The organism is Rhizomicrobium palustre (assembly GCF_011761565.1).
GTDB lineage: Bacteria > Pseudomonadota > Alphaproteobacteria > Micropepsales > Micropepsaceae > Rhizomicrobium > Rhizomicrobium palustre.
The window spans coordinates 829923-850730 of record NZ_JAASRM010000001.1 but is presented as its reverse complement, the minus strand read 5'-3'; the positions used below and the strand labels follow the sequence as shown (position 1 = coordinate 850730).

Annotated in this window: 17 protein-coding genes and 1 pseudogene; 14 read left to right on the top strand and 4 right to left on the bottom strand. The window is 59.7% G+C overall.

Annotated elements, in window-relative coordinates:
- Positions 1–177: 177 nt before the first annotated feature.
- The 7 genes and pseudogenes from FHS83_RS03655 (at position 178) to ccmI (ending at position 8735) form a co-directional block, all read left to right on the top strand.
- Positions 178–1149, top strand: coding sequence for a DmsE family decaheme c-type cytochrome (locus tag FHS83_RS03655; protein ID WP_167080993.1), 972 nt, complete (start codon positions 178–180; stop codon positions 1147–1149).
- Between the two features lie 29 nt (positions 1150–1178).
- Positions 1179–3602 (top strand): MtrB/PioB family outer membrane beta-barrel protein, encoded by a 2424-nt coding sequence (locus FHS83_RS03650; protein WP_167080992.1) that lies wholly within the window; start codon positions 1179–1181, stop codon positions 3600–3602.
- A gap of 61 nt (positions 3603–3663) precedes the next feature.
- Positions 3664–3960 carry a c-type cytochrome gene (locus FHS83_RS03645; protein ID WP_167080991.1) on the top strand — a complete coding sequence of 99 codons (297 nt, stop codon included), beginning with the start codon at positions 3664–3666 and terminating at the stop codon, positions 3958–3960.
- A gap of 199 nt (positions 3961–4159) precedes the next feature.
- Positions 4160–6118 (top strand): annotated as a pseudogene (locus tag FHS83_RS03640) (heme lyase CcmF/NrfE family subunit); the annotation flags it as partial.
- Positions 6119–6766, top strand: a complete 648-nt coding sequence (locus FHS83_RS19880; protein WP_425061523.1) for a DsbE family thiol:disulfide interchange protein — start codon at positions 6119–6121, stop codon at positions 6764–6766.
- Complete coding sequence (locus FHS83_RS03630) at positions 6763–7251, top strand: cytochrome c-type biogenesis protein (protein ID WP_167080990.1); 489 nt, start codon at positions 6763–6765, stop codon at positions 7249–7251. The genes FHS83_RS19880 and FHS83_RS03630 overlap by 4 nt, the downstream gene beginning before the upstream one ends.
- A gap of 2 nt (positions 7252–7253) precedes the next feature.
- A complete protein-coding gene (gene ccmI, locus FHS83_RS03625; protein WP_167080989.1) occupies positions 7254–8735 on the top strand; it encodes a c-type cytochrome biogenesis protein CcmI in 1482 nt (493 codons plus the stop codon).
- 314 nt (positions 8736–9049) lie between these two features.
- Here the strand turns inward: ccmI and FHS83_RS03620 are convergent, their stop codons facing one another.
- Positions 9050–9682 (bottom strand): hypothetical protein, encoded by a 633-nt coding sequence (locus FHS83_RS03620; protein WP_167080988.1) that lies wholly within the window; start codon positions 9680–9682, stop codon positions 9050–9052.
- Positions 9683–10543: 861 nt separating this feature from the next.
- On the opposite strand from FHS83_RS03620, the gene ccmC reads away from it, so the two are divergent.
- The 6 genes from ccmC (at position 10544) to pfkB (ending at position 14156) form a co-directional block, all read left to right on the top strand.
- Positions 10544–11221 (top strand): heme ABC transporter permease CcmC, encoded by a 678-nt coding sequence (gene ccmC / locus FHS83_RS03615; RefSeq protein ID WP_167085235.1) that lies wholly within the window; start codon positions 10544–10546, stop codon positions 11219–11221.
- Positions 11218–11376 carry a heme exporter protein CcmD gene (gene ccmD / locus FHS83_RS03610; protein WP_167080987.1) on the top strand — a complete coding sequence of 53 codons (159 nt, stop codon included), beginning with the start codon at positions 11218–11220 and terminating at the stop codon, positions 11374–11376. Before ccmC ends, ccmD begins: the two co-directional genes overlap by 4 nt.
- Positions 11373–11822: a cytochrome c maturation protein CcmE gene (gene ccmE, locus FHS83_RS03605; protein WP_167080986.1), complete on the top strand. Its 450-nt coding sequence runs from the start codon at positions 11373–11375 to the stop codon at positions 11820–11822. Before ccmD ends, ccmE begins: the two co-directional genes overlap by 4 nt.
- A 31-nt stretch (positions 11823–11853) precedes the next feature.
- Complete coding sequence (gene ccmA / locus FHS83_RS03600; RefSeq protein ID WP_167080985.1) at positions 11854–12468, top strand: heme ABC exporter ATP-binding protein CcmA; 615 nt, start codon at positions 11854–11856, stop codon at positions 12466–12468.
- Positions 12465–13130, top strand: a complete 666-nt coding sequence (gene ccmB / locus FHS83_RS03595; protein ID WP_167080984.1) for a heme exporter protein CcmB — start codon at positions 12465–12467, stop codon at positions 13128–13130. The genes ccmA and ccmB overlap by 4 nt, the downstream gene beginning before the upstream one ends.
- A gap of 63 nt (positions 13131–13193) precedes the next feature.
- Complete coding sequence (gene pfkB / locus FHS83_RS03590) at positions 13194–14156, top strand: 1-phosphofructokinase (RefSeq protein WP_167080983.1); 963 nt, start codon at positions 13194–13196, stop codon at positions 14154–14156.
- Here the strand turns inward: pfkB and FHS83_RS03585 are convergent.
- The 3 genes from FHS83_RS03585 to FHS83_RS03575 form a co-directional block, all read right to left on the bottom strand.
- On the bottom strand, positions 14153–14590 hold the full coding sequence (locus tag FHS83_RS03585; RefSeq protein WP_341801593.1) for an NUDIX hydrolase: 438 nt from the start codon (positions 14588–14590) through the stop codon (positions 14153–14155). The two genes, pfkB and FHS83_RS03585, sit on opposite strands and share 4 nt — an antisense overlap.
- 131 nt (positions 14591–14721) lie before the next feature.
- A complete protein-coding gene (locus FHS83_RS03580; protein ID WP_167080982.1) occupies positions 14722–15234 on the bottom strand; it encodes a DUF3237 domain-containing protein in 513 nt (170 codons plus the stop codon).
- Positions 15231–17156 carry a sialate O-acetylesterase gene (locus tag FHS83_RS03575; RefSeq protein ID WP_167080981.1) on the bottom strand — a complete coding sequence of 642 codons (1926 nt, stop codon included), beginning with the start codon at positions 17154–17156 and terminating at the stop codon, positions 15231–15233. The genes FHS83_RS03580 and FHS83_RS03575 overlap by 4 nt, the downstream gene beginning before the upstream one ends.
- 701 nt (positions 17157–17857) lie before the next feature.
- Here FHS83_RS03575 and FHS83_RS03570 point away from each other — a divergent pair.
- A complete protein-coding gene (locus tag FHS83_RS03570; protein ID WP_167080980.1) occupies positions 17858–20794 on the top strand; it encodes a TonB-dependent receptor in 2937 nt (978 codons plus the stop codon).
- Positions 20795–20808 lie beyond the last annotated feature (14 nt).

Here is a 20808-nt window from a genome sequence, read left to right as displayed (position 1 = left end):
GGGCAACTACTTAGGCGGGTTGAGCCAAAGTAGTACCATGACTGCGACATATGCAGCAAAATCGGACTGGTACCATCAAATCTCCGGCGACTGGTACTGTTCTATACAGATTACGTCGGGTTCATTCAGCCTCGCAAACAACTCGCTATCTCGAGAATTTTCATGCGGGGTCAAAGAATGTCGGCAAACCGGATCATCAGCTACGCTTTCGCGCTCCTTATCTGCGCGATGGGGATCGGCTTTGGGTCGTCGGCTTTTGCTGCGGCTGCTCCGGCCGCTGGCGATGGGCTTTATTCGGAAAAGGGCACCGCGACTTGCGTCCAGTGCCATAACGAGGCGCCCGCCACGGATATCTTGAAGACACCGCACGCCATGAAGGGCGATGCGCATGCCCCCGGCGGCCAGAAGGGCTGCGAAAGCTGCCATGGTCCGTCCAACTCGCATGCTGCCGGCTTTGCCGCTGGTAAGCCCGCGCTTCCCGCGGTGGTGTTCAATGGCCCGAATGCTTCGCCCATCGAAGTGCGCAACGGCGCCTGCCTTACCTGCCACCAGGATGCCAAGCGCATGAACTGGCATGACAGCCAGCATAAGAATGCGAACCTTGCTTGCGTGAGCTGCCACACCCTGCATGCGGCCAAGGACCCGGTGATGGTCCGCACAACGCAAGCGGCCAAGTGCTTCACCTGCCACGCCCAGCAGCGCGCCGAGAGCTTCCAGTTCTCGCACCATCCGATGCGCGAAGGCAAAGTGATCTGCGCCGACTGCCACAACCCGCATGGTTCGGCTGGTCCCAAGCTGCTCAAGGAATTCACGGTCAACCAGACCTGCTACACCTGCCATGCCGACAAGCGCGGCCCCATGCTGTGGGAACATCAGCCGGTTCGCGAGAACTGCCTGAACTGCCACACGCCGCACGGCTCCAATGAAGCGCGCCTGATGAAAGAACGCATGAACTTCATGTGCTCGACCTGCCACAGCGCGACTGGCAACAACTCGGGCGGTGCCTTCGGCGGTGCGCATGCACTGGTCGGCAACCTGCAGGGTTCTGCCACCTTCTCGTCGGCGCTCGCGAACAACCGCACCTGCTTGAACTGCCACTCGCAGGTCCACGGTTCGAATAACCCTGGCGGCACCTTCTTCTTCCGCTGATGACGGTCGCAAGGATCAAGGGGATAGTTATGAAGAACAAGCTCACCATCGCGGCCCTCGCCCTTTCGACGACGGCTCTCGTCGCCCCGGCCGCGCTCGCGCAAGACATTCCGGCTGAACTGAACAAGCCGATCGTGATCAACGAGATCACCCTCGGGGTGCAGTATCAGGGCGGTCACAACACCGGGCAGTATGGCCGCTATAACGGCTTGACCACCTCGGGCATCAATGTCGATCTGGGCTTCACTCAGATCCGCCGGCCCGCCTGGAATTCGGGCGACACCTACTATTACGAGTTTTCCGGCTCAAATCTCACCTTCCAGCCCGGCAATAAGACCGCCAAGGGCTTCCGCGACGGCGCCTATAACAGCGACACCACCATTCATTTCGGCCCCGAGGCCGATATCAACCTCGCTTTTGGGCGCCAGGGCGAATGGGGCGTGACCGCGAGCTACAGCGCGCTCACCTATACCGGCAACATCATTTCTTCGCTGTGGACCGTGAATGGCGATCAGGGCACGCTGAATAACGGATTGAAGCCGTTTGGCGGGGCTTCGAATGTCCCGCTGACCAAGGGCACGGTTCTCAACACGAACTTTAACCCCACGACGCTGACGCCCTATTTCAATCAGGTTCAGACCGGCACTCGCCGCGATAAGGTTGAACTCGGCGGCAAGCTCGAACTCGACACCTGGGTTCTGGCGACCAACATCAGCCACGAACACAAGCAGGGCAGCCTGGAAGAATCCATCCGCCAGACTTGGGGCGGCATGGCCTTCACCCTGCCGGTGGACTACGACACCGATCGCTTCGATATTTCGGCGAGCTATGTCGATCCCGATTATCAGGCGGTGATTCAGTACAGCTACTCGCGCTTCACCGACAATATGACCGGCGTGCGTCTGCCTTATGCGGTTTCCCAAACTTCGCTTTCGGCCACGTCTGGTCCCTATGCGCAGCAGTCGCTCTATTCGACCCCGCCGAGCAACTCGGCCCATTATCTGACCGTAATGCTGTCGGATAAGCTCGCGCCCAAGACCCGCGTGGTCTTCAACGGTCGCGTCGGCTTGGAATTGCAGGACGATACTTTCGCGGCCAACAGCGCCAACCCTGGCCTGACCCCGACGATGGGCAACCCGACCTATAATTGGTTCGGCAACCTCAATTCGTCCAATCAGGGCACCCGCGGCACCTCGCTCGATGCGCAGGCCTATGTCTATCAGGCCAATGTCACCTTCTCGACCGAGCTCGCCGAACATCTCGAAGGCAAGATCAACTATTCGCTGGATGGGCGTGACGTCCGAGTCAGCGAATTCAAGGTCTGGAACTCTGGTAACCCCGATCAGAACAATAACCGCGCCGATTATGTCGTGCCGCAGAACTGGGTGAAGCAGACCGGCACGGCCGAGCTCTCCTATCTCATCCTGCCGGAATCAAGCACCCGCGTGACCGCGAGCTATGCGTTCAACAACACCAACCGCACCAATGCGCAGGTGGAGCATAGCGAGACCAACAGCTTCGACCTCAACATCTCCTCGATGCTGGGCAAGGATATCCTGACCCGTCTCTCTTACGGCCATTCCAACCGTGCTGGCTCGATGCATTACGGCACCGCCTGGGGTAATCTCGAAACCGGTGCTCCGGAAGAGGAGGGCACGCCCTCCGGCGCCTATTACCAGGCTCCGATGGTCTCCGATTCGGTCACTTTGCGTGCGGATTACGCCCCGATTGGCGATCTCTCCGGCGGCGTGTTCATTCGCTATGCCGACAATCGCTTCCATTACCCGGAAGTCGAAGCGGTGGCGATCGCCAATCCCAGCAATGCGGGTAATTGGAGCCTCGCCGGCCAAGGTCAGGGCATCACCAATTCTACCACCGTTACCATGGGCCCGGACATCAACTACCGCCCGACCGAAAGCCTGACGCTGCACGGCTATTACAGCTATCAGCGCATCTATTTCGACAACCGCGGTAACGGCGCCTGCTCGGAAAGCAACGCGGCGGCGACCTGCGCGGGCACGGTCGGCTACTTCGTCAACAAGTACACCACCCACATGCATTCGGCGGGCTTTAGCGGCGATTGGAAGATCAGCGAAAAGCTGAAACTTTCCTCCGAATACAACCTGTCGGTTGGCTCGGTGCTGTTCGGCCAGTTCAATGGCGTCTCGGTGGCGAACGTCACGGGAACTTACCAGAACGTGACCAACTATCCTGATATCGATTCGCGGATGGACGATATCCGGGTCACCGCGGCCTACCAGTTCACCGACAATATCGAAGGGGCGCTGCTCTATCGCTATTCGATGTTCAACAACAACGATTGGCAGAACGTTCCGTTGCCGGTTATTCCTACGACCAACGGTGGTAGTGCGATCAGCATCGTCAACGCCGGCTATGGTGCGCCGAATTACAATGTTTCGACGGTCGGTATGACGCTGCGGGTGAAACTCTAAGGCTAAGCTGCTAAGCTTAGGTCTTGGACGCGGTGCCAAAAGACCAATTTGGGAGAGCACAATGAAACTGTCGGTTTACGGATTCCTTCTGGCCGGTGCGGTTATTATGTCGGGCAGCGCAGCGCTTGCTGACGGCAAGGCCGTCTACGACGCCAATTGCGCCGCCTGCCACAAGATGATGAAGCCGAAGACGGGCGATAAGGCCGCCTGGGCGCCGCTGATCAAGGACGGCATCGATTCCCTCACGGCTAACACCATTAAAGGCAAGGGCATGATGCCCCCGAAGGGCGGCCACGCCAATCTGTCGGATGCCGATGTCAAGGCGGCCGTCCAGTACATGGTCGACCAGAGCAAATAACCTTCAGCGGGCGTAATGCTCACTAAGGCGTGATTGGACCGGGCGTCGGCACTGCTGGCGCCCGGTTCTTTGTTGTTGACGCGCTTCTTTGTTGAATACTGGTGTTTGCGTATAAATGCCTATCAGGGGGGCCTCGACAAATCGCCCCCGGGGACCGAAAACTCCGGCCCAGACAACAAGATATGGCGGACATTCAAGAATGATTGCCGAACTCGGGCTTTTTGCGTTGATCCTGGCGCTGTTCGTCGCTGCGGTTCAGGCGGTCATTCCGCAAATTGGCGCCGCCCGCGGCGACACGGCCTGGATGGCGGTGGATAGGCCCGCGGCCTTTGCCCAGTTTGCACTGGTCGCCTTCTCCTTTGGCTGCCTTGTCTATCTCCACGTCACGAGCGACTTCACCGTGCTCAATGTGGTGCAGTCGAGCCATACCGATAAGCCGCTGCTCTATAAAATCACCGGCGTCTGGGGCAATCACGAAGGCTCCATGATGCTGTGGACGCTGATCCTGGTGCTCTATGGCCTCGCGGTGTCGATCTTCGGCCGCAACCTGCCGCCTGGTCTGCGCGCCCGCGCCCTGTCCATTCAGGGCATGATCGGCTTTGCCTTCCTGCTGTTCATTTTGTTGACCTCCAATCCTTTCCTGCGTGCCGATCCCGCGCCCTTGAACGGTGAGGGGCTTAATCCGCTGCTGCAGGACCCCGGTCTCGCCTTCCATCCCCCCTTCCTTTATCTCGGCTATGTCGGCTTCTCGATGGCCTTCTCTTTTGCCATCGCCGCGCTGATCGAAGGCCGCGTCGACGCTGCTTGGGCGCGCTGGGTACGCCCCTGGACGCTGGTCGCCTGGTGCTCGCTGACGCTCGGTGTCGCGATGGGTTCCTGGTGGTCCTATTACACCCTCGGCTGGGGTGGCTATTGGGCTTGGGACCCGGTGGAAAACGCCTCGCTGATGCCCTGGCTCGCAGGCACCGCGCTGCTCCATTCGGCGATTGTGGCCGAGAAGCGCGACACGCTGAAATCCTGGACCATCTTCCTTGCGATCCTGGCTTTCTCCTTCTCGCTGCTCGGCACCTTCATCGTGCGTTCGGGCGTGCTGACCAGCGTGCATGCCTTTGCCAACGATCCGGCACGCGGCCGGTTCATCCTGGCGCTGCTCGCCATCGTGATCGGCGGCTCGCTTTTCCTCTATGCCTTGCGCGCCCCGGCCCTGAAGGGCGGCGGTCTGTTCGCCCCAGTCTCGCGTGAAGGCGGCTTGCTCTTCAACAACGTCGTGCTCTCCACAGCGGCAGGCACGGTGCTGCTCGGCACGCTTTATCCGCTGTTCATGGAATCCCTGAATCTCGGCAAGGTCTCCGTCGGTCCGCCTTACTACAACATCGTCATGGTGCCGTTGATGACGCCGATGATCCTGTTGATGGCGATCGGGCCGTTCCTGGCCTGGAAGCGCGGTGATCTTGGCGGCGCCATGAAGCGCCTGCGCTTCACCCTGGCGGCGACGGGCGTGACCATCGTGGCGACTTTGCTCGCCGCAGGCATCTCGCAGCGCTCCATCCTGGCCGCGCTCGGCTTTGGCCTTGCGATCTGGCTCCTCTTCGGCAGCCTTTCGGAATGGGCCGCGCGCGTGCGCCTGTTCCAGGGCTCGGTTTCCGATAAGCTGCGCCGCATGAAGCATCTGCCGCGTTCGGCCTATGGCATGACGCTCGGCCATCTGGGGCTTGCCTTCATCCTGATCGGCATTTCCGGCTCGCAGGCTTTCAAGAGCGAATATCTTGAGATCATGCGCCCGGGCGACACCGCCAATATCGCGGGCTATCAGGTCAAGTTCCTTGGCGCTGAAGACAATGTGCAGGGCCCGAACTACACCGCCACGCGCGGCAATTTCATCGCCATCAAAAATGGCCGCCTCATCGCCGATCTGCATCCCGAACGGCGCATGTACAACAATCCGCAGCAGCCGCTGTCGACTGTGTCGATCCACACCAACTTCATCAACGACCTTTATGCGGTGTTGGGTGATGATGCGGGCCATGGCGCCTCGGTGGTGCACATCTTCTTCAACCCGCTGGTGCCGTGGATCTTCTTTGGCGCCATCATCATGGTCTTGGGCGGCGTGGTTTCGCTCACCGACCGTCATCATCGTGTCGGCGCACCGCTGCGCCGCGTGAAGCCGCTTGCCGTGCCGCAAGCCGCCGCGCCGGTTGCTGCGGCGCCTGTTGCCGCCGCCACGGCACAGCCCGCCAAGCCTGCCGCCACAGCGCGTCTTGTTTCGCTCATCCCGCTGGCGGGCTTCATTGTGCTGGGCGGCTTCTTCGCCTGGCGCCTGCATCTGGTGGAAGAGGGCATCACGCCCAATCTCATCCCCTCGGTGATGGTCAACAAGCCTGCGCCGGAATTCGACCTGCCGCCGCTGATGGATGGTCAGGCCAATGTCGCTTCCGCCGATTTCAAGGGCAAAGTCACGCTGGTCAGCTTCTTCGCCTCCTGGTGCATTCCCTGCCGCGAAGAGCATCCCTATCTGCCGCTGGTGACCCAGGCTGGCATCCGCTTGATGGGTATTTCGTATAAGGACCGCCCGGCCGATGCGCGCAGCTGGCTGGCCGAGCTCGGCAATCCCTACACCGTGATCGGCGCGGATGTGTATGGCCGCACCGGCATTGATTTCGGCGTCTATGGCGTGCCGGAATCCTATCTGATCGACAAGAACGGCGTCATCCGCTTCAAGCAGACCGGCCCGCTCACCCCGGATGTTATCCGGGACAAGATCATTCCCTTGGCGCAGAAACTGTCCAAGGAAGGATCGCAGAAATGACGAAACCCTTCGCCAAATTCTTCACCGGAACGCTTCTTGCGGCTTCGCTCTTTGCGAGCACGGCCTATGCCATCCGCCCTGAAGAGCTGCTCGCCGATCCCAAGCTCGAGGCGCGCGCCCGCGCGATCTCGAAAGAGCTGCGCTGCGTCGTCTGTCAGAATGAATCGATCGACGATTCCAACGCCGACATCGCCCATGATTTGCGCGTGATCGTGCGCCAACGCATCATGGCGGGCGATACGGACGAGCAGGTCAAAGCCTATCTCGTGGCGCGTTATGGCAATTACGTGCTCTTGAAGCCGCCTTTCGATCCGGAAACCTATCTGCTCTGGTTCGGCCCGTTCTTTTTGCTCTTATGCGCGGGCGGCATTGCCGTCCTCTATATCCGCGGCGTGAACAAATCCGTTCCGGCAGCCCCGCTCTCCACTGATGAAGCCCAACGTCTCGCCGCTCTCTTGGACGACGGCAAGCGCAAGGAAGACTAACGATGCTCTGGGCCCTCTTTGCACTTCTTTGTCTGGCCGTTTTGGCGATCCTGATTGTGCCCGTGTTGAAGGGCAATATGGATGCCCGCCCGCGCGTCGAATACGACATCGTGGTTTATCGTAACCAGCTCGCCGAGATCGACAGCGAAGTCGAAGAAGGTCTGCTCTCTGCGGAACAGGCTGATGCCGCGCGCGCCGAAGTGCATCGCCGCATGCTTGCGGCCGAAGATGCAGAACTCAGCCAGCCGCTTGGCTTTTTCAGCGCCGGCAATCGTTACACCCGCATTGGTGCGGCCATCGCCATCGCCATTCTGATCCCGGCGGGCGCTTTTGCTTTCTATGCCAAGATCGGTTCGCCCAACTTGCCGGGCAAGCCTTATATGTGGCGTATCCATAACGATCCGGAATTCGCCACCGCTTCCACCGCCGACAAGCTCGCCGCCATGGTTGCGGCCACGCCCAGCGCCGATGGCTATGCCCAGCTTGGCCGCACCTATTTTGCCGCCCGCGAATATGAGCAGGCCGCCGCCGCCTATCGCAAAGCCATCGAGCTTGGCGCCAATGATGCTGTCGCCATGTCCGAATTCGGCGAGGCGGTGGTGATGGTCAATGGCGGTGCCGTGGTGCCGGAAGCCATGCTCGCTTTCGCCAAAGCCGTGTCGCTGGAGCCCAAGAGCGAGCGTTCGCGCTTCTATCTTGGTCTTGCCGAAGCGCAGATCGGCAACACGCGCGAAGCTGTCGGCATCTGGAAAGATCTTGAGAAGTCGAGCGATCCCTCCGCCCCCTGGTTGCCGATGCTGCGCGAGCATATCGCGGCGTTTGCCAAGCAGGGTGGTTTCGATCCCGCCAGCGTTCCGGCCAGCCCGCCGGATGTGAAGGCGATGGGCGCGGCCCTTTCGGCCATGAACAAGGCGATGCAGATGGCGCCAGCCACGAATGCGCCGAAGCTTGCCACCACGCCCGCCGCCCCAGCTGCTCCGGCGTCTGGTGCTGCGTCCTCTGGTGTCGCTTCCGGCATGGGCAGCCCCGCCACCTCACCTGCGCATGATCCGATGGTGATCGAGATGGTGAAGCGCCTTGCCGACCGGATGGAGAAATCGCCGTCCGACGTCGCGGGCTGGCAGCGTCTCGCCCATGCCTATGTCGTGATCGGCGAACCGGCCAAGGCAAAAGAAGCGGCCAAGCGCGCGGTGCGTTTGAAGCCCGATGATATCAGCGTGCAGCTCAGCCTCGCCGAAGCCCAGCGCGCCGCGTCGCCCAATGAAGAGCTGCCGATGGATTTCGTCGGCACCATGCGCCAGGTCTTAAAGCTCGATCCCAATAACGGCCACGCGCTCTATGTCGTCGGCCTCGCCGAAGCCAAGGCTGGCCGCAACGACCAAGCCAAAGCCCTTTGGACCAAAGCGCTTTCCACCGCCAAGCCGGGCGATCCCATGGAAGGCGAACTCAAATCCCGCCTGAAGGAGTTGGACGGGAAGAAGTAAGAACAGTCTTTCCTCCCCCGCGGTGCGCAGCTCCAGCCGCCGCACTTTGGCTGAATAGCGGGGGAGGTGATTGCGAAGCAATCGGAGGGGGGATCGTTCCAGCAGCGGAGCGGTCCCCCCCTCCGCTTCTCTCGCTACCGCTCGATCAGCACCTCCCCCGCTTTGTCGAGAATTTATCTGCCTAAGCGCTATCGCAGCGCGGGGGAGGAAAGTTGCAATCCCGCTCCGCCGCGCTAATCACACCTTCACTGCCCATGGCCGGGTCACCTCCGGCCACAGCCAAATGGCACGAACTCGCGAATGACCAAGAAGATTTAGCGAATGTGCTCAGTTGAGAAGTCTTTGGCGGCGGCCCACTGGAGGGCATCCTCTCGTTTCACCGATGTGTCGTAACTAGTTTTGACACGGTACTTTGTACCACCATAGCCAGCATCGTATTCCTGAATGTAAGGAAGTGCTCTGTTGTTGACATCCTCAAGGATCAACCGGGCAAATGCTGATCCCTCCATACTCATCGCTTGCGAGGCTGGATCCGTCTTGGCAAGAATCTTGGCAAATTCATAAATCGTAAATTTAGACCGGTATTTCCAAGGTGCCCAATTTATCGAGTGTTCCTTTGCCGCGGACGCAATATTTGCACCGTCAATAGCCTGTTGAACTGACTTCATGGCCTCATATGTTATTGCAGCAGGTGCGAGCCACAGATGCCAAATGAAAATGGTTAGAGCTACAATGAAGAGGGGCGCAAATGTAAACGCAGCCATGAAAGCGATTTCTTTAACGGTGTCGGTTTTCCCTATGAAGGTGTAGGCAAACCAAACACCTAACGCGAGCGTGGTAATGGCGAGGATCGCGTCGCGCATAGTATATCGGAAGAATAGCTTGGTATCTGAGAAGGCTTTCCCGAGGACTGAGCGTCCGAATGAAGGTGTCGTTTCGTCAACCATTTTCGATTCCTCTCACGAGTCTTGAGCCACGCCAATACCGCATTGCGTGAGAGCGATTCGCACCGGTGCTAAAATTGCTACGATAATGATCGCCATGCAGGTTGGAGCGGTTAATGGGCTGGTCAGCAACAATTCAACTGCGTGCGATTGGGTTCTATGCGCTGAGAATGAGGGCTTTGGGCACTTGTCTAAGCAAGGGCTAATGGCAATAGCCTATTCTAAAACGGACATGAGAACCCTCGCCAAAATGAGCCCCCCCCACCCCTTGAAATCCCGCTACAAGTTCCCATTTTGTTCTTATGGGTTTGCAGGGAGCAACCGCCGGGAATAGTGCGCGGCGACGGTCGCGGCTGGGCACAGGGCAAAGTCACGGAGACTCATACAGAGGTGCTGGGCTTCCTTTCCGTAAGTCCAGGCGACAATGATCGAGCCATCGCCCCAGGTCAGAGCGGGGCCGCCGATGAAGGCCAGATGCAGAATCGTTTTCGCTTCAACCTCGTGGAGGCCGGGCCAAGGTGCTGATCCATTCCCCAATGGTCTCCGCCAGCCTCTGCGATCCGGTGCGAGCGGGCATTCAGCAATGAGGGCCCGCTTTGGCGTATCCTTTTCGGGTATATGTCCTTTTTCGGGTATCCGTCATTTTCGCGTAACCCGACCGCAAAACACCCTTCCACAACTTGTTCTCTTGGCGCCGAGTGACGCAGGCTTTAAAAGCGCGAACCGGTAAGGTGCTTTACCTATGCACTTTTTTGGCGGGACTTGGTAAGCCAGCGAAGACTTGGTAAGCCGCCGATAACCAACAGGCCTCGGGGATACGCCGTGAAGTTTTCGATTTTCGAATTCGCCAATCCAAAGAAGTTCATGGATTTGAGCGGCGCGCTTCTGCCCTGGTTTATCGCCGTCGTGGTGATTTGCGCCGGCGTTGGTTTGTTCCTCGGCTTTTCCACGCCGCCCGATTATCAGCAGGGCTATACCGTCCGCATTATGTTCATCCATGTGCCCGCCGCCTGGGTGGCGATGATGGCCTATGGCTCCATGGCGGTCGCCTCCATCTTCGGTCTGGTGAACCGCCACCCGCTTGCCGACATCGCCGCGAAAACCGCAGCGCCCATCGGGGCGGCGTTTACCGCGCTCGGCCTTGTCACCGGTTCGCTTTGGGGCAAGCCCATGTGGGGCGCCTGGTGGGTGTGGGATGGCCGTCTGACCTCGTTTCTGCTGCTGCTGCTGATCTATCTCGCCTATATCGCGCTCAACGACGCCATCGAGAATGAGCAGCGCGCCGCGCGCGTCTCGGCGATCTTCGCCATTGTCGGCGCGGTCAACCTGCCGATCATCGAGTTCTCGGTGCAGTGGTGGACGACGCTGCATCAGGGCGAGAGCATCCTGCGCAAGGATGGCCCCTCGATCTCGCCGGTCTTTCTCTGGCCGCTGTTTCTGATGGCGATTGCTTATACCTTTCTCTTCTTCGTGCTCTGGATGGTGCGCATCCGCACAGAGATTTTGAACCGTCGCATGCGCAGCATGGTGGAGGCCCAATGAGCGAGTTTCTCTCCCAAGGCGGCTACGGCTTTTACATCTGGTGGTCCTACGGCCTCAGCGCGGTCACGATCGCCGCTTTGGTGTTCTGGGCCGCTACGAGCTACACTACCGCCAAAGAGCGTCTTGAAGCTCTAACCAAGGACGAAACACCGTGAACGCGCGCAAACGCCGTCGTATCGCTTTCGTTGCCGCGCTGCTTTTGGGCGGGGCGGGTGCCGCCGTGCTGGTGATCAGCGCGCTGCAGGATAACGTCCTTTATTTCTACAGCCCCTCCGATGTCGTGAATAAGCATGTCAGTGCTGGCACCGCGTTCCGCGTTGGCGGCCTGGTCGAGCCTAAGAGCGTGAAAAAGGGCTCGGGCATGATGATGAAATTCGTGGTCTCCGATGGCGCCCACACGGTTCCGGTTGAATATAGCGGCGACGTTCCCTCGCTCTTTCGCGAAGGTCAGGGCGTGGTCGCGATTGGCCGCTTGAACGAGCAGGGTGTCTTCAAAGCCGATCAGGTTTTGGCCAAGCATGATGAGAAATACATGCCGCCGGAAGTGGTCGATGCCTTGAAGCGCAGCGGGCGTTGGGGGGAAGGCGGCGGCGGCGTCTGAGCTTAGGCTTTCGCGCATCGCACCGATCAGCATGACCATCGCGCTCGACATCGATAATCTTCTTTTGCTGCGCGGCGGCCGTGCGGTGCTGAAGGGGCTTTCGCTCTCGCTCACTGGCGGGCGCGTTCTGGCGCTGGAAGGCCCCAACGGTTCCGGCAAGACCTCGCTGCTGCGCGCGATTGCGGGCCTGTTGCCACCTTTTGCGGGCCGCATCACCATCACTGAAGATGGCCGCGCCGTCAGCGATCCTGAGGACCGCTCCGATTTCATCGGCTGGCTGGGTCATCAGGATGGCATCAAGGCCCAGCTCACTGTGCGCGAGCAGGTCGCGTTTTGGGCGGCGATGTTTGGCAGCAAGGCCGAGATCATGCCCGCCTTGAAGCGTTTCGGCATCGCACATCTTGCAGAAGCGCGCGGCGCGATTTTATCGGCAGGGCAAAAGCGGCGCTTGGCGCTGGCGCGCCTGTCGCTGGTGGGCCGTCCGCTCTGGCTGCTTGATGAGCCGCTCGCCGCGCTCGATACTGCGGGCAAGGCGCTGGTCGCCGAGGCGCTGGCCGATCATGCCGCCAAGGGCGGAATGGTGATTGCCGCCACGCACGAACCTCTCGGGCTGGAGTGCGAACGTTTGGTTTTGGGGGCGGCATGAGCGCGTTTATGGCCCTCCTGAAACGGGATGTGCAGCTTGCTGTGCGCACCGGCGGTGGCGCGGCTCTGGCGCTCGGCTTCTTCGCGGCGGTGGTGACTTTGGTGCCGCTCGGCATCGGCCCGGATCTGAAACTCCTCTCGCGTGTCGGCGCTGGTATTCTGTGGGTCTCCGCTGTGCTCGCCGCGCTCCTCGCTTTGGATCGTCTCTTCCAGGCCGATTACGAAGATGGCGGGCTCGATCAGCTCGCGCTTTCCACCCTCAGCCTCGAGATGATGTCACTCGCCAAGATGATGGCGCATTGGCTGGTCACCGGCTTGCCGCTCACCTTGCTCGCCGGCGTGATGTCGATCTTCTTCGCCCTCTCGCCCGCCGCCGTGGGCGTGCTGTGCCTCTCGCTGCTGATCGGCACGCCAGCTATCAGCGCCATTGGCGGTATCGGGGCAGGGCTCACGCTATCCTTGCGCCGGGGCGGGCTGATCCTACCGCTGATCGTGCTGCCACTACTGTCGCCTGCGGTGATCTTCGGCTCCAGCGCCGTGCTCATCGTCTTGGACGGTCTTTCCAACGGCGCGCTGCCGCTTTTGTCTGCCTTTTCGGTGTTTGTCGTGGCGTTGTCGCCTTTTGCCGCCGCTGCGGCTGTACGTCTTAATCTTGCCGCCTGAGCGGTCGCATTGCGCTTGGGCAGTCCTGCTTGCTAGCTAGGCAGCGAGAAGGAAGTGCCCCGCATGCCCGAGCGTATTGTCACCGTGACCCTCAACCCTGCCATCGACATGACGGTGGGCCTCGACGCGTTCGAGCCGGGGCAGGTGCATCGTGCCCGCTCCGCTGTGACCCATGCGGGCGGCAAGGGTGTGAATGTGGCGGCGTGCCTGGCCGATTGGGGGCTGGATGTCACCGCGTCGGGCTTTCTCGGCGCCAGCAATGCCGATGCCTTCGAGGCGCTGTTCCGGGCTAAGAACGTCAATGACGGCTTTCTGCGCTTGCAGGGCGAGACCCGCACCAATGTGAAGCTGGCTGAGCCGGGCGGGCGCACCACGGATATCAACCTGCCGGGCCTCTCCTTTGATCCAGCCTTGCTGACGCGCCTCAACGATCGCCTCTTGGCGCTATCGCCCACGCTGATCGTCCTCTCCGGCAGCCTGCCTGTGGGCCTGCCTTCCACGGTCTGGGCGGATCTCGCCACCGATTGGGAAGGGCGCGGCACCCGCGTCGTGCTCGACGTATCCGGCGAGCCCCTGATGGAAGCCTTGAGCCGTCCCATTCTGCCTTTCGCCGTCAAGCCGAACCGCGATGAGCTCGCCGCCGTCATGGGCCCCATTGAGGATGATGCCGCGCTGCTGCGCCAAGCCCGTGCCTTGCACGCCAAGGGCATTCCCTTGGTGGTGGTCTCGCTCGGCAGCGAAGGGGCGGTGTTCGTTTCCTCCGAAGGCGCGCTTTACGCTGCGCCGCTGAAGGTGGGGGCGTTGTCCTCGGTCGGCGCGGGCGATGCCATGGTGGCGGGGCTTTGTGCCGCCTTGGTGGAAGAGGCTGGTCTTGAAAGACTGGCACGCCTCTCCACGGCATTTGCAGGCGGAAAGCTGCGCAAGGTGGGGCCGCATCTGCCGCCCAAGCAGGATATCGAGGCGCTGGCCTCCGCCGTCAGCATCTCTGCGGCGGAAGATTGGGCGATGTATAGCCGGCTGATCTAAACGACGGCGGCGCGCGCCAGCACGTCTTCCATCTCGGCGACGCGCTTCAAGAGCGGCTCAACGCCGGGCTCTTCGATCTTCTTGATTGCGTCAGCCACCGGCAACCAACGCAGCTTGCGTTCGCCTTTTTCGGGCCATTTCTTGGCCTGGCTCTCGGCGTGCAGCATATAGACTTCCACGCTCATCGGCGTTTGGCTGTGGTCTTCGCGGACCTTGAAATACATGTAGAAGCCGAGCGGCACATCACTATGGAAATGGCCGCGCACACCGGTCTCTTCCCAGGCTTCCTGTTCTGCTGCTTGCAGCGCCGTCTTACCCTTGCCGATATTCCCTTTGGGAATGATCCAGCGCTTGGTCTCGCGCGAGGTGATCAAGAGCACTTCCACGCGGGCGTTCTCGACCCGGTAGATGATGACCCCTGCTTGATGCGCGATCGTATTCGTGGCGGCCGCCTCATAATTACCGAAGCAGATTATGAAGCACGCCGATAAATGCTCAAGTTCGGGAAAATGCTGCCTTGTGGATTTATGTGGTTTAAATGCCCGTTTCGCTTAACAATCGTCCATCAAGCGATCTTATAAACCCTCACCCGCACGCCCTCCGGCCCCAGCACATCCACCGCGCCCGCGAAGACAGCCTTATTGAGCCAATCATGCTTGCCAATGGGTGCCTCGAAAACAGGCGTGCAGCGCAGATAAAAATCAGATTTTCCCGGTGTGCCAGTGAGGATGGCGCGGTTGTGGACGTGGATCAGCGCACCATCATCGGCTTGGATCATGTAATCTGCGTCGAGGGTCACCGCGCCATCCGGGCGGATGAGCTGCCAGTCGGCGCCGCCCGGCAGCACGGTGCCTTTGATATTCGGGCCTTCGAAAGTGCCACCCAGAATGGGGATGCGATTGCGCGTCCCAAAGGGTGTGGGCCCGGGCATTTGTGACGGCCCGATCTTCACTGTCGCTGCCAAGGCGAAGACGAGGCCGGGCGCCCCGTCTTCTGCACGCGCCGGTATACTGGCCATCGCCGCCGCCCCGGTCATAGCCGCAAAAACCGCCCGGCGGCTGGTGATTGGCGTCGTCATGGCGTGATCTTGCTTTCAAAGGGAACGGCCGGAAGGCGGCTAGAATCGTAGAGGGTGCAAACAGGCCCGTCACCCCAGCAATAGCGCAGCTTGGTCGGCGTCAAGCCCTTGGGCACAGCGATTGTAACCGTTTCGCCTTGGATATGCGCCGGGGTGAATTGGCAGGCTTTGCTATCGCAGAGCTCGAAACCGATGGGATCGGCCGCATTCACCGCCGCGAGCTTGCCATTGATACCGCTAAACCGCACCGTCACCACACCGCCTTTGCGGGTCACGCTTTGCGGTGCGGGGCCACTCTTGGCGTTGGCATCACCATAGACGACGCGCTTTGCCACTTGCGCCAAGCGGCGGCCGACTTCCTGCTTATTGGAAGGGTGCAGCCCCATATGGTCACCGATATCGATGGTAACCGCGAGCCCGGCATGACCATCTTCATTCACCGCAAGGCGCTGGGATTCGCGAAGGCGTGCCCAATCGGATTCCTCGGGCTTGAACGGCGGCAAGCCATAATCAGGTAGCTGCACGATCAGGAAGGGTAGGTTTGGTGCTTTGAATTGCTGGCGCCAATCGGCCATCCATTCCTTTAGAAGCCCGCGATAGGCTTCCGGTTCGCTGCTATTGGATTCGCCCTGATACCAAAGCACGCCCTTCAGCCCCAGATCGCCAAGCGGGGCGATCATGCCGTTATAGGCCATGGTGATGCCTGCGGTTGCACCCCAGGGAATGCGTGGCGTGGAGGCGGTAGCATCCATGAGATAGCGCCAGCTGCCGTTCAGCTTCACCGAACTGCCGTCCGCCAGGGTGATCGCGCGTGCCTCAGGGGCGCCAAACATGCCGCAGCCGCGCCAGCCGCAATAGACGTCGATCAGAATGTCATTGTCGCCTGCATGCAGCGTGTTCGCCTTGAGTTCGTATTTACGCGGCTCGCCATAGCCAAAGGTGGAGGCGATGAATGCGCCATTGACCCAGGTCTGATCTTCTTCGGTGATGGTGCCGAGCGAGAGCGTCGCTGCCTGTTTGGCCTGCTCTTCCGTCAAGCTCACCGAGGTGCGGAACCACACATGCCCGGCGTAATGGGCCAGTGCTGGCACGCCCCATTCCGTCCAGATGCCGAGGTCTTTCGGTGCTACGGCCCAGGTCGCGCTCTTCTCCGGCGCTTTCCACAAGGCATAGCCGAGTTTCTTGGTCCAATAGCTTTCCGCGATCTCGCCCCAATGCTTCACGCCTTCTTTGGGATCGTGCGCATAGATCGCGAGTGCATCAAGGCGCATATCGTTTCCGCCCGCACGTTTCAGCACCTCTGCGCTCATGAAGGAGGTGATATTGGCGCCGCTCCAGGCCGACTGGATTAGCCCTAGTGGAACGTGTGCGGATTTTTGCAGCTCACGGCCGAAGAAATAACAGGCGGCGGAGAAATTCACGACCGTCTTGGGTTCGGCTGCGCCCCATGTGCCAGGCTTGGGTAGCTCGGTTTGCGGTGTAGCCTTGGTGATATTGGCAACGCTCATTAACCGGATGGCGTCATTGGCGGAGACCTGGATATCCGGTCCCGCGTCGATTGCCTCCATCGCGCGAAAAGCCATGTTGGATTGGCCGGAGCAGAGATAGACATCGCCAATCAGAAGATCACTCAGGGTTTGGCTCGTGCCATCGCTGCTGGTCAGTTTGAGCGTATAGGGCCCGCCTGCTGTCATTGCCGATAGTTCGCTGTGCCAACGGCCCTGCGCATCGGCGACCGCTTCGGCGGTGTTTGTGCCCAATGTGGCTGTGATGCGGGCGTTGGGTGAGGCGGTCCCCCAAATCCGGATCGGCTGATCGCGCTGCAGGACCGCGTGGTCCTGGAAAACGGGATTGATAAGCCCAGCCGCAGAAGCTGGCACGGCCGCAATAAGCGCGGCAACCGACAAGACACGCAATTTCACGATGAATCTCCCCGATGATCGCGCCCTTTCTTGGCGAGAGCGCGCCTCGTTTATACGCAAGAGCGCGATGGATTTCATGCGCTCCCTGTCACACCTGCGTGGGGCTATGGGGCCCTCTTTCAGGGGTTATGGATGCGGCTTGAGCAAGTCGCACAGGCGGATGAACCGCCTTGAGAGAGCTTTAACGCACGCCCCTGGCACAACATGCACTTTGTAATTCTTCTAATTAATTGTCCGAGTTTTGACTTCTGAAATCAGGCAGATGTGAGGCATCAATTCTGGGAGAGAAAATACTGTCAAACTCCATACGTAAGAATGTGATGCAAGCCAAATCAATATGTTATGCTCTATATCCTTGTAAATCACTCAATAATACCCATAACGTAATTGTGACTTTTATGCCAACATCACACCACAATTGGCATTTGTGGCGTAACGGAGGCGGGCATTTGTCAGTCAACTATGGCATTACTGATAACGTTCACATTTGGGGTGCGGGGCTGCGGGGGCCCTGACGTGACCGCAACCGGTTCATGTCGTTTCGAACCCGCCGCCCTCTTCAACTTCTGATGCGAAATGCTGGCGTCTGGATCAGTCATGACCCGGCTGGTTGGGAGGTAAGCGCGAGAAAGAACAGCGCCGTCAGTACGTAATCCGAACAAGCGTGCCGGACAAAAGGCACAGTAACAGGGAGGACTTTAATGGCATATTTTTCAAAGCGGGCCATCTTGTTGGGCGGCGCATGCGCGGCGGCCATCACATGCACCGCAGCCCAAGCACAATCCGATCAGGCGATGGAAACGGTCATCGTCACCGGTATTCGCGGGTCTCTGCAGCGCAGCTTGGACATCAAACGCGAATCGATGGGTGTCGTTGATGCGATTTCCATGGAAGACATCGGCAAGTTCCCGGATTCGAACCTCGCCGCCGCTCTGATGCGTATTCCGGGCGTGACGGTTACCCGGGCTGGGGCCCCGAACATGGGTGCGACGACCACCGGTGAAGCGACCGAAGTCACGGTTCGCGGCATGGGCCCGTCGTTCAACGAAACGCTGTTCAACGGCCGCCGCATTCCGTCGGCGACCGGCGGCCGCGCCTTCGACTTCTCGGGTCTCTCTGCCGACATGGTGTCGGCCCTTGAGGTCTATAAGTCTCCGGACGCCACCCTGTCGGCTGGCGCCATCGGCGCGACGATCAACGTCAAATACCCCAATCCTTTTGATAAGAATGGTCTGACGCTGGCCGCATCGGTCTCCACCAAGTATCAGCCGAATGACGGCCGCTTCCAGCCAAACGGCAACTTCCTGTTCAGCGACACCTTCTTTGGCGGCAAGGTCGGGCTGTTGGTTGCGGGTGCCTATACCAAGCTTTCCACCACGCAATTCATGGTTTCGAACTGGGGCTGGATTGGCCACAAAACCCTGAGGCCGTGTCAGCTCTCCGGGTATACCGGGCCCGATTGCTCGGCGATTTCGGCCGATAAGTTTCTTAAGGACGGTGTAACGCCCAATCCCAAATACGATATCAACGCGGTACCGATTAACAAGAACACCTGGTTCACCCAGGATTTAAGCTACGACTACAATCAGGTTCAGGAAGAGCGCAAGAACGCCCGCGTCTCGGTCCAATTCCAGCCGACGGAAAAGTTGCTGGTCACGTTGGATGGCAACTACTCGCGAGATTTCGTTTACCAGAACCAGTATGCCTTCGCCATCTGGAACAACAGCGACGACATGCGCAACATCAAGACGTCGTCCAACGGGACGATCGTCAGCTTCCAGCGTTACGCGCCGACCGATTTTGATACCAACGTCAGCATGGGTATCCAGCAGACCTATGACGTCGGCCTCAACGTCAAATACAACGTCAACAATAAATTCTCAGTGACGCTGGATTTCGACCAGGCGCAGTCTTCGCTTAACCCCGGCAATGATCATTGGGGTGGCTATAGCACTGACTACGGCTATGGTCCCTCGTCGCCAAACGGCACCAATGGCACGACCTTCGAAGTGGTCCAGCCCGGCGGCAAGACGCTACCCTATTATCGGAACTACGGTCCGAATGGCGACGCGTCCCGCTTTGCGGACACCTCGATCATGGGCTCGCATGTGACGACCACATCGGCCCAACGCAATCGTAACTTCGTCAATCAGCTCAAGCTCGAAGGCGATTGGAAAGAGGAAGGTCTGACGTTGAAATTCGGCGGCAACTACGTCGCTGACCATTACCACATGGACTACTGGGGTCCGTGGGAATCGAGCCGCTGGCAGTGGTGGTCGGGCTATGGTCCGGATTCCAACAACCCCACCGGCGTTCATCTGCCCTCGAGCCTTTTCCAAGGCAAAGTCAATCTGCCGACCATGCCAGGTTGGGATGCGTCCAACGCAATTCCCTATCTGCTTAAGGTCAATGCGGCCGATGTATGGTCATACCTCAACAGCTTGCCGACCACTACGCCTGGCTTCAACGGCACCGGTAAAAGCGCGCCGTATGAAGGCATAACTCCTGCGGGCATCAACACCTTCTCCGCGGGCAGCCATCAGGTGATCTTCGAAGATACCTCTGCCTTGTTCGCGAGCGTGGCGACGGAGACCAAGTTCGCCGGCATGCCGCTCAAGGTCAATGTGGGTGTTCGTTACGAATACACCCAGGTTGATACACGGGGCATCGACAGGCCTCTGACTGGGTTGAATATCACCGTGGGTGATGCGACAGCGTATGACACCACATTTGGCCCCTCCACAAATATGTCGGAGAAGAGTTCCTACCAATATCTTCTGCCGAACGTGGATTTGGTCCTGCAAGCCACCGACGACTTCCAGCTGCGCTTCGACGCGTCGCGTACTCTGACACGTCCGAACCTCGGCGATCTGAAGCCGAACAAGAGCGGTTGGGGCGGTCGTAAGGGTTCGCTCGGCGTTAGCGGCGGCAACCCGGGTGAATTGCCCTTCGTCTCCGACAACCTCGACTTCGGGGCTGAATGGTTCTATGCGCCGAATTCCTACTTGGCGGCTAGCACCTACCTGAAGAGCATCTCCAACTATGTGGTCACCGGCACGTCCACCTACATCACGGACGGCAAGGAAGGCCGGGCCAGCGTGATCGATCCGAACACGGGAACCTATGCCGTGTTCACCCTGACGCAACCTGTCAACGGACCGAAAGCCAATGTCTACGGCTTGGAAGTGGCGTGGCAGCATATGTTCGGCGACTCGGGCTTTGGCTATCAGATGAACGGCACGATCGTGCAGTCCGACAAGCCGTATAACCCGAACAACCTGACCACCGGCGCCTTTGCCATCACCGGTCTGGCGGACTCGGCGAACTTTGTTGCCTTCTATGACAAGGATGGCTTCCAGATCCGCTTCGCCGCTAACTGGCGTGACAGCTACCTCAACAACTTCGGTCAGGGCCAGAGCTCTGGCACGCAGTTCGGTTCGGAACCGGTGTTCGTCAACGGCGTGTGGACTCTCGACGCCAACACGAGCTACGACCTCACCGAAAATCTGAACCTGTACTTTGAGGCGAACAACATCATGGATGTCGGCTACTCAACGCGTGGCCGCTTCGCTGATCAAGTTCTCGACGTGGTGTCGACCGGTCGTAGCTTCACGCTCGGCCTGCACTACAAGCTGTAACCCTCCCCCTCCCT

Excerpts from the sequence above, each read along its gene's own strand:
- FHS83_RS03655 (WP_167080993.1), top strand. The coding sequence starts at position 178 with ATGTCGGCAAACCGGATCATCAGCTACGCTTTCGCGCTCCTTATCTGC.
- FHS83_RS03650 (WP_167080992.1), top strand. The coding sequence starts at position 1,179 with ATGAAGAACAAGCTCACCATCGCGGCCCTCGCCCTTTCGACGACGGCT.
- FHS83_RS03645 (WP_167080991.1), top strand. The coding sequence starts at position 3,664 with ATGAAACTGTCGGTTTACGGATTCCTTCTGGCCGGTGCGGTTATTATG.
- FHS83_RS03630 (WP_167080990.1), top strand. The coding sequence starts at position 6,763 with ATGACGAAACCCTTCGCCAAATTCTTCACCGGAACGCTTCTTGCGGCT.
- ccmI (WP_167080989.1), top strand. The coding sequence starts at position 7,254 with ATGCTCTGGGCCCTCTTTGCACTTCTTTGTCTGGCCGTTTTGGCGATC.
- FHS83_RS03620 (WP_167080988.1), bottom strand. The coding sequence starts at position 9,682 with ATGGTTGACGAAACGACACCTTCATTCGGACGCTCAGTCCTCGGGAAA.
- ccmC (WP_167085235.1), top strand. The coding sequence starts at position 10,544 with ATGGATTTGAGCGGCGCGCTTCTGCCCTGGTTTATCGCCGTCGTGGTG.
- ccmD (WP_167080987.1), top strand. The coding sequence starts at position 11,218 with ATGAGCGAGTTTCTCTCCCAAGGCGGCTACGGCTTTTACATCTGGTGG.
- ccmA (WP_167080985.1), top strand. The coding sequence starts at position 11,854 with ATGACCATCGCGCTCGACATCGATAATCTTCTTTTGCTGCGCGGCGGC.
- ccmB (WP_167080984.1), top strand. The coding sequence starts at position 12,465 with ATGAGCGCGTTTATGGCCCTCCTGAAACGGGATGTGCAGCTTGCTGTG.
- pfkB (WP_167080983.1), top strand. The coding sequence starts at position 13,194 with ATGCCCGAGCGTATTGTCACCGTGACCCTCAACCCTGCCATCGACATG.
- FHS83_RS03580 (WP_167080982.1), bottom strand. The coding sequence starts at position 15,234 with ATGACGACGCCAATCACCAGCCGCCGGGCGGTTTTTGCGGCTATGACC.
- FHS83_RS03570 (WP_167080980.1), top strand. The coding sequence starts at position 17,858 with ATGGCATATTTTTCAAAGCGGGCCATCTTGTTGGGCGGCGCATGCGCG.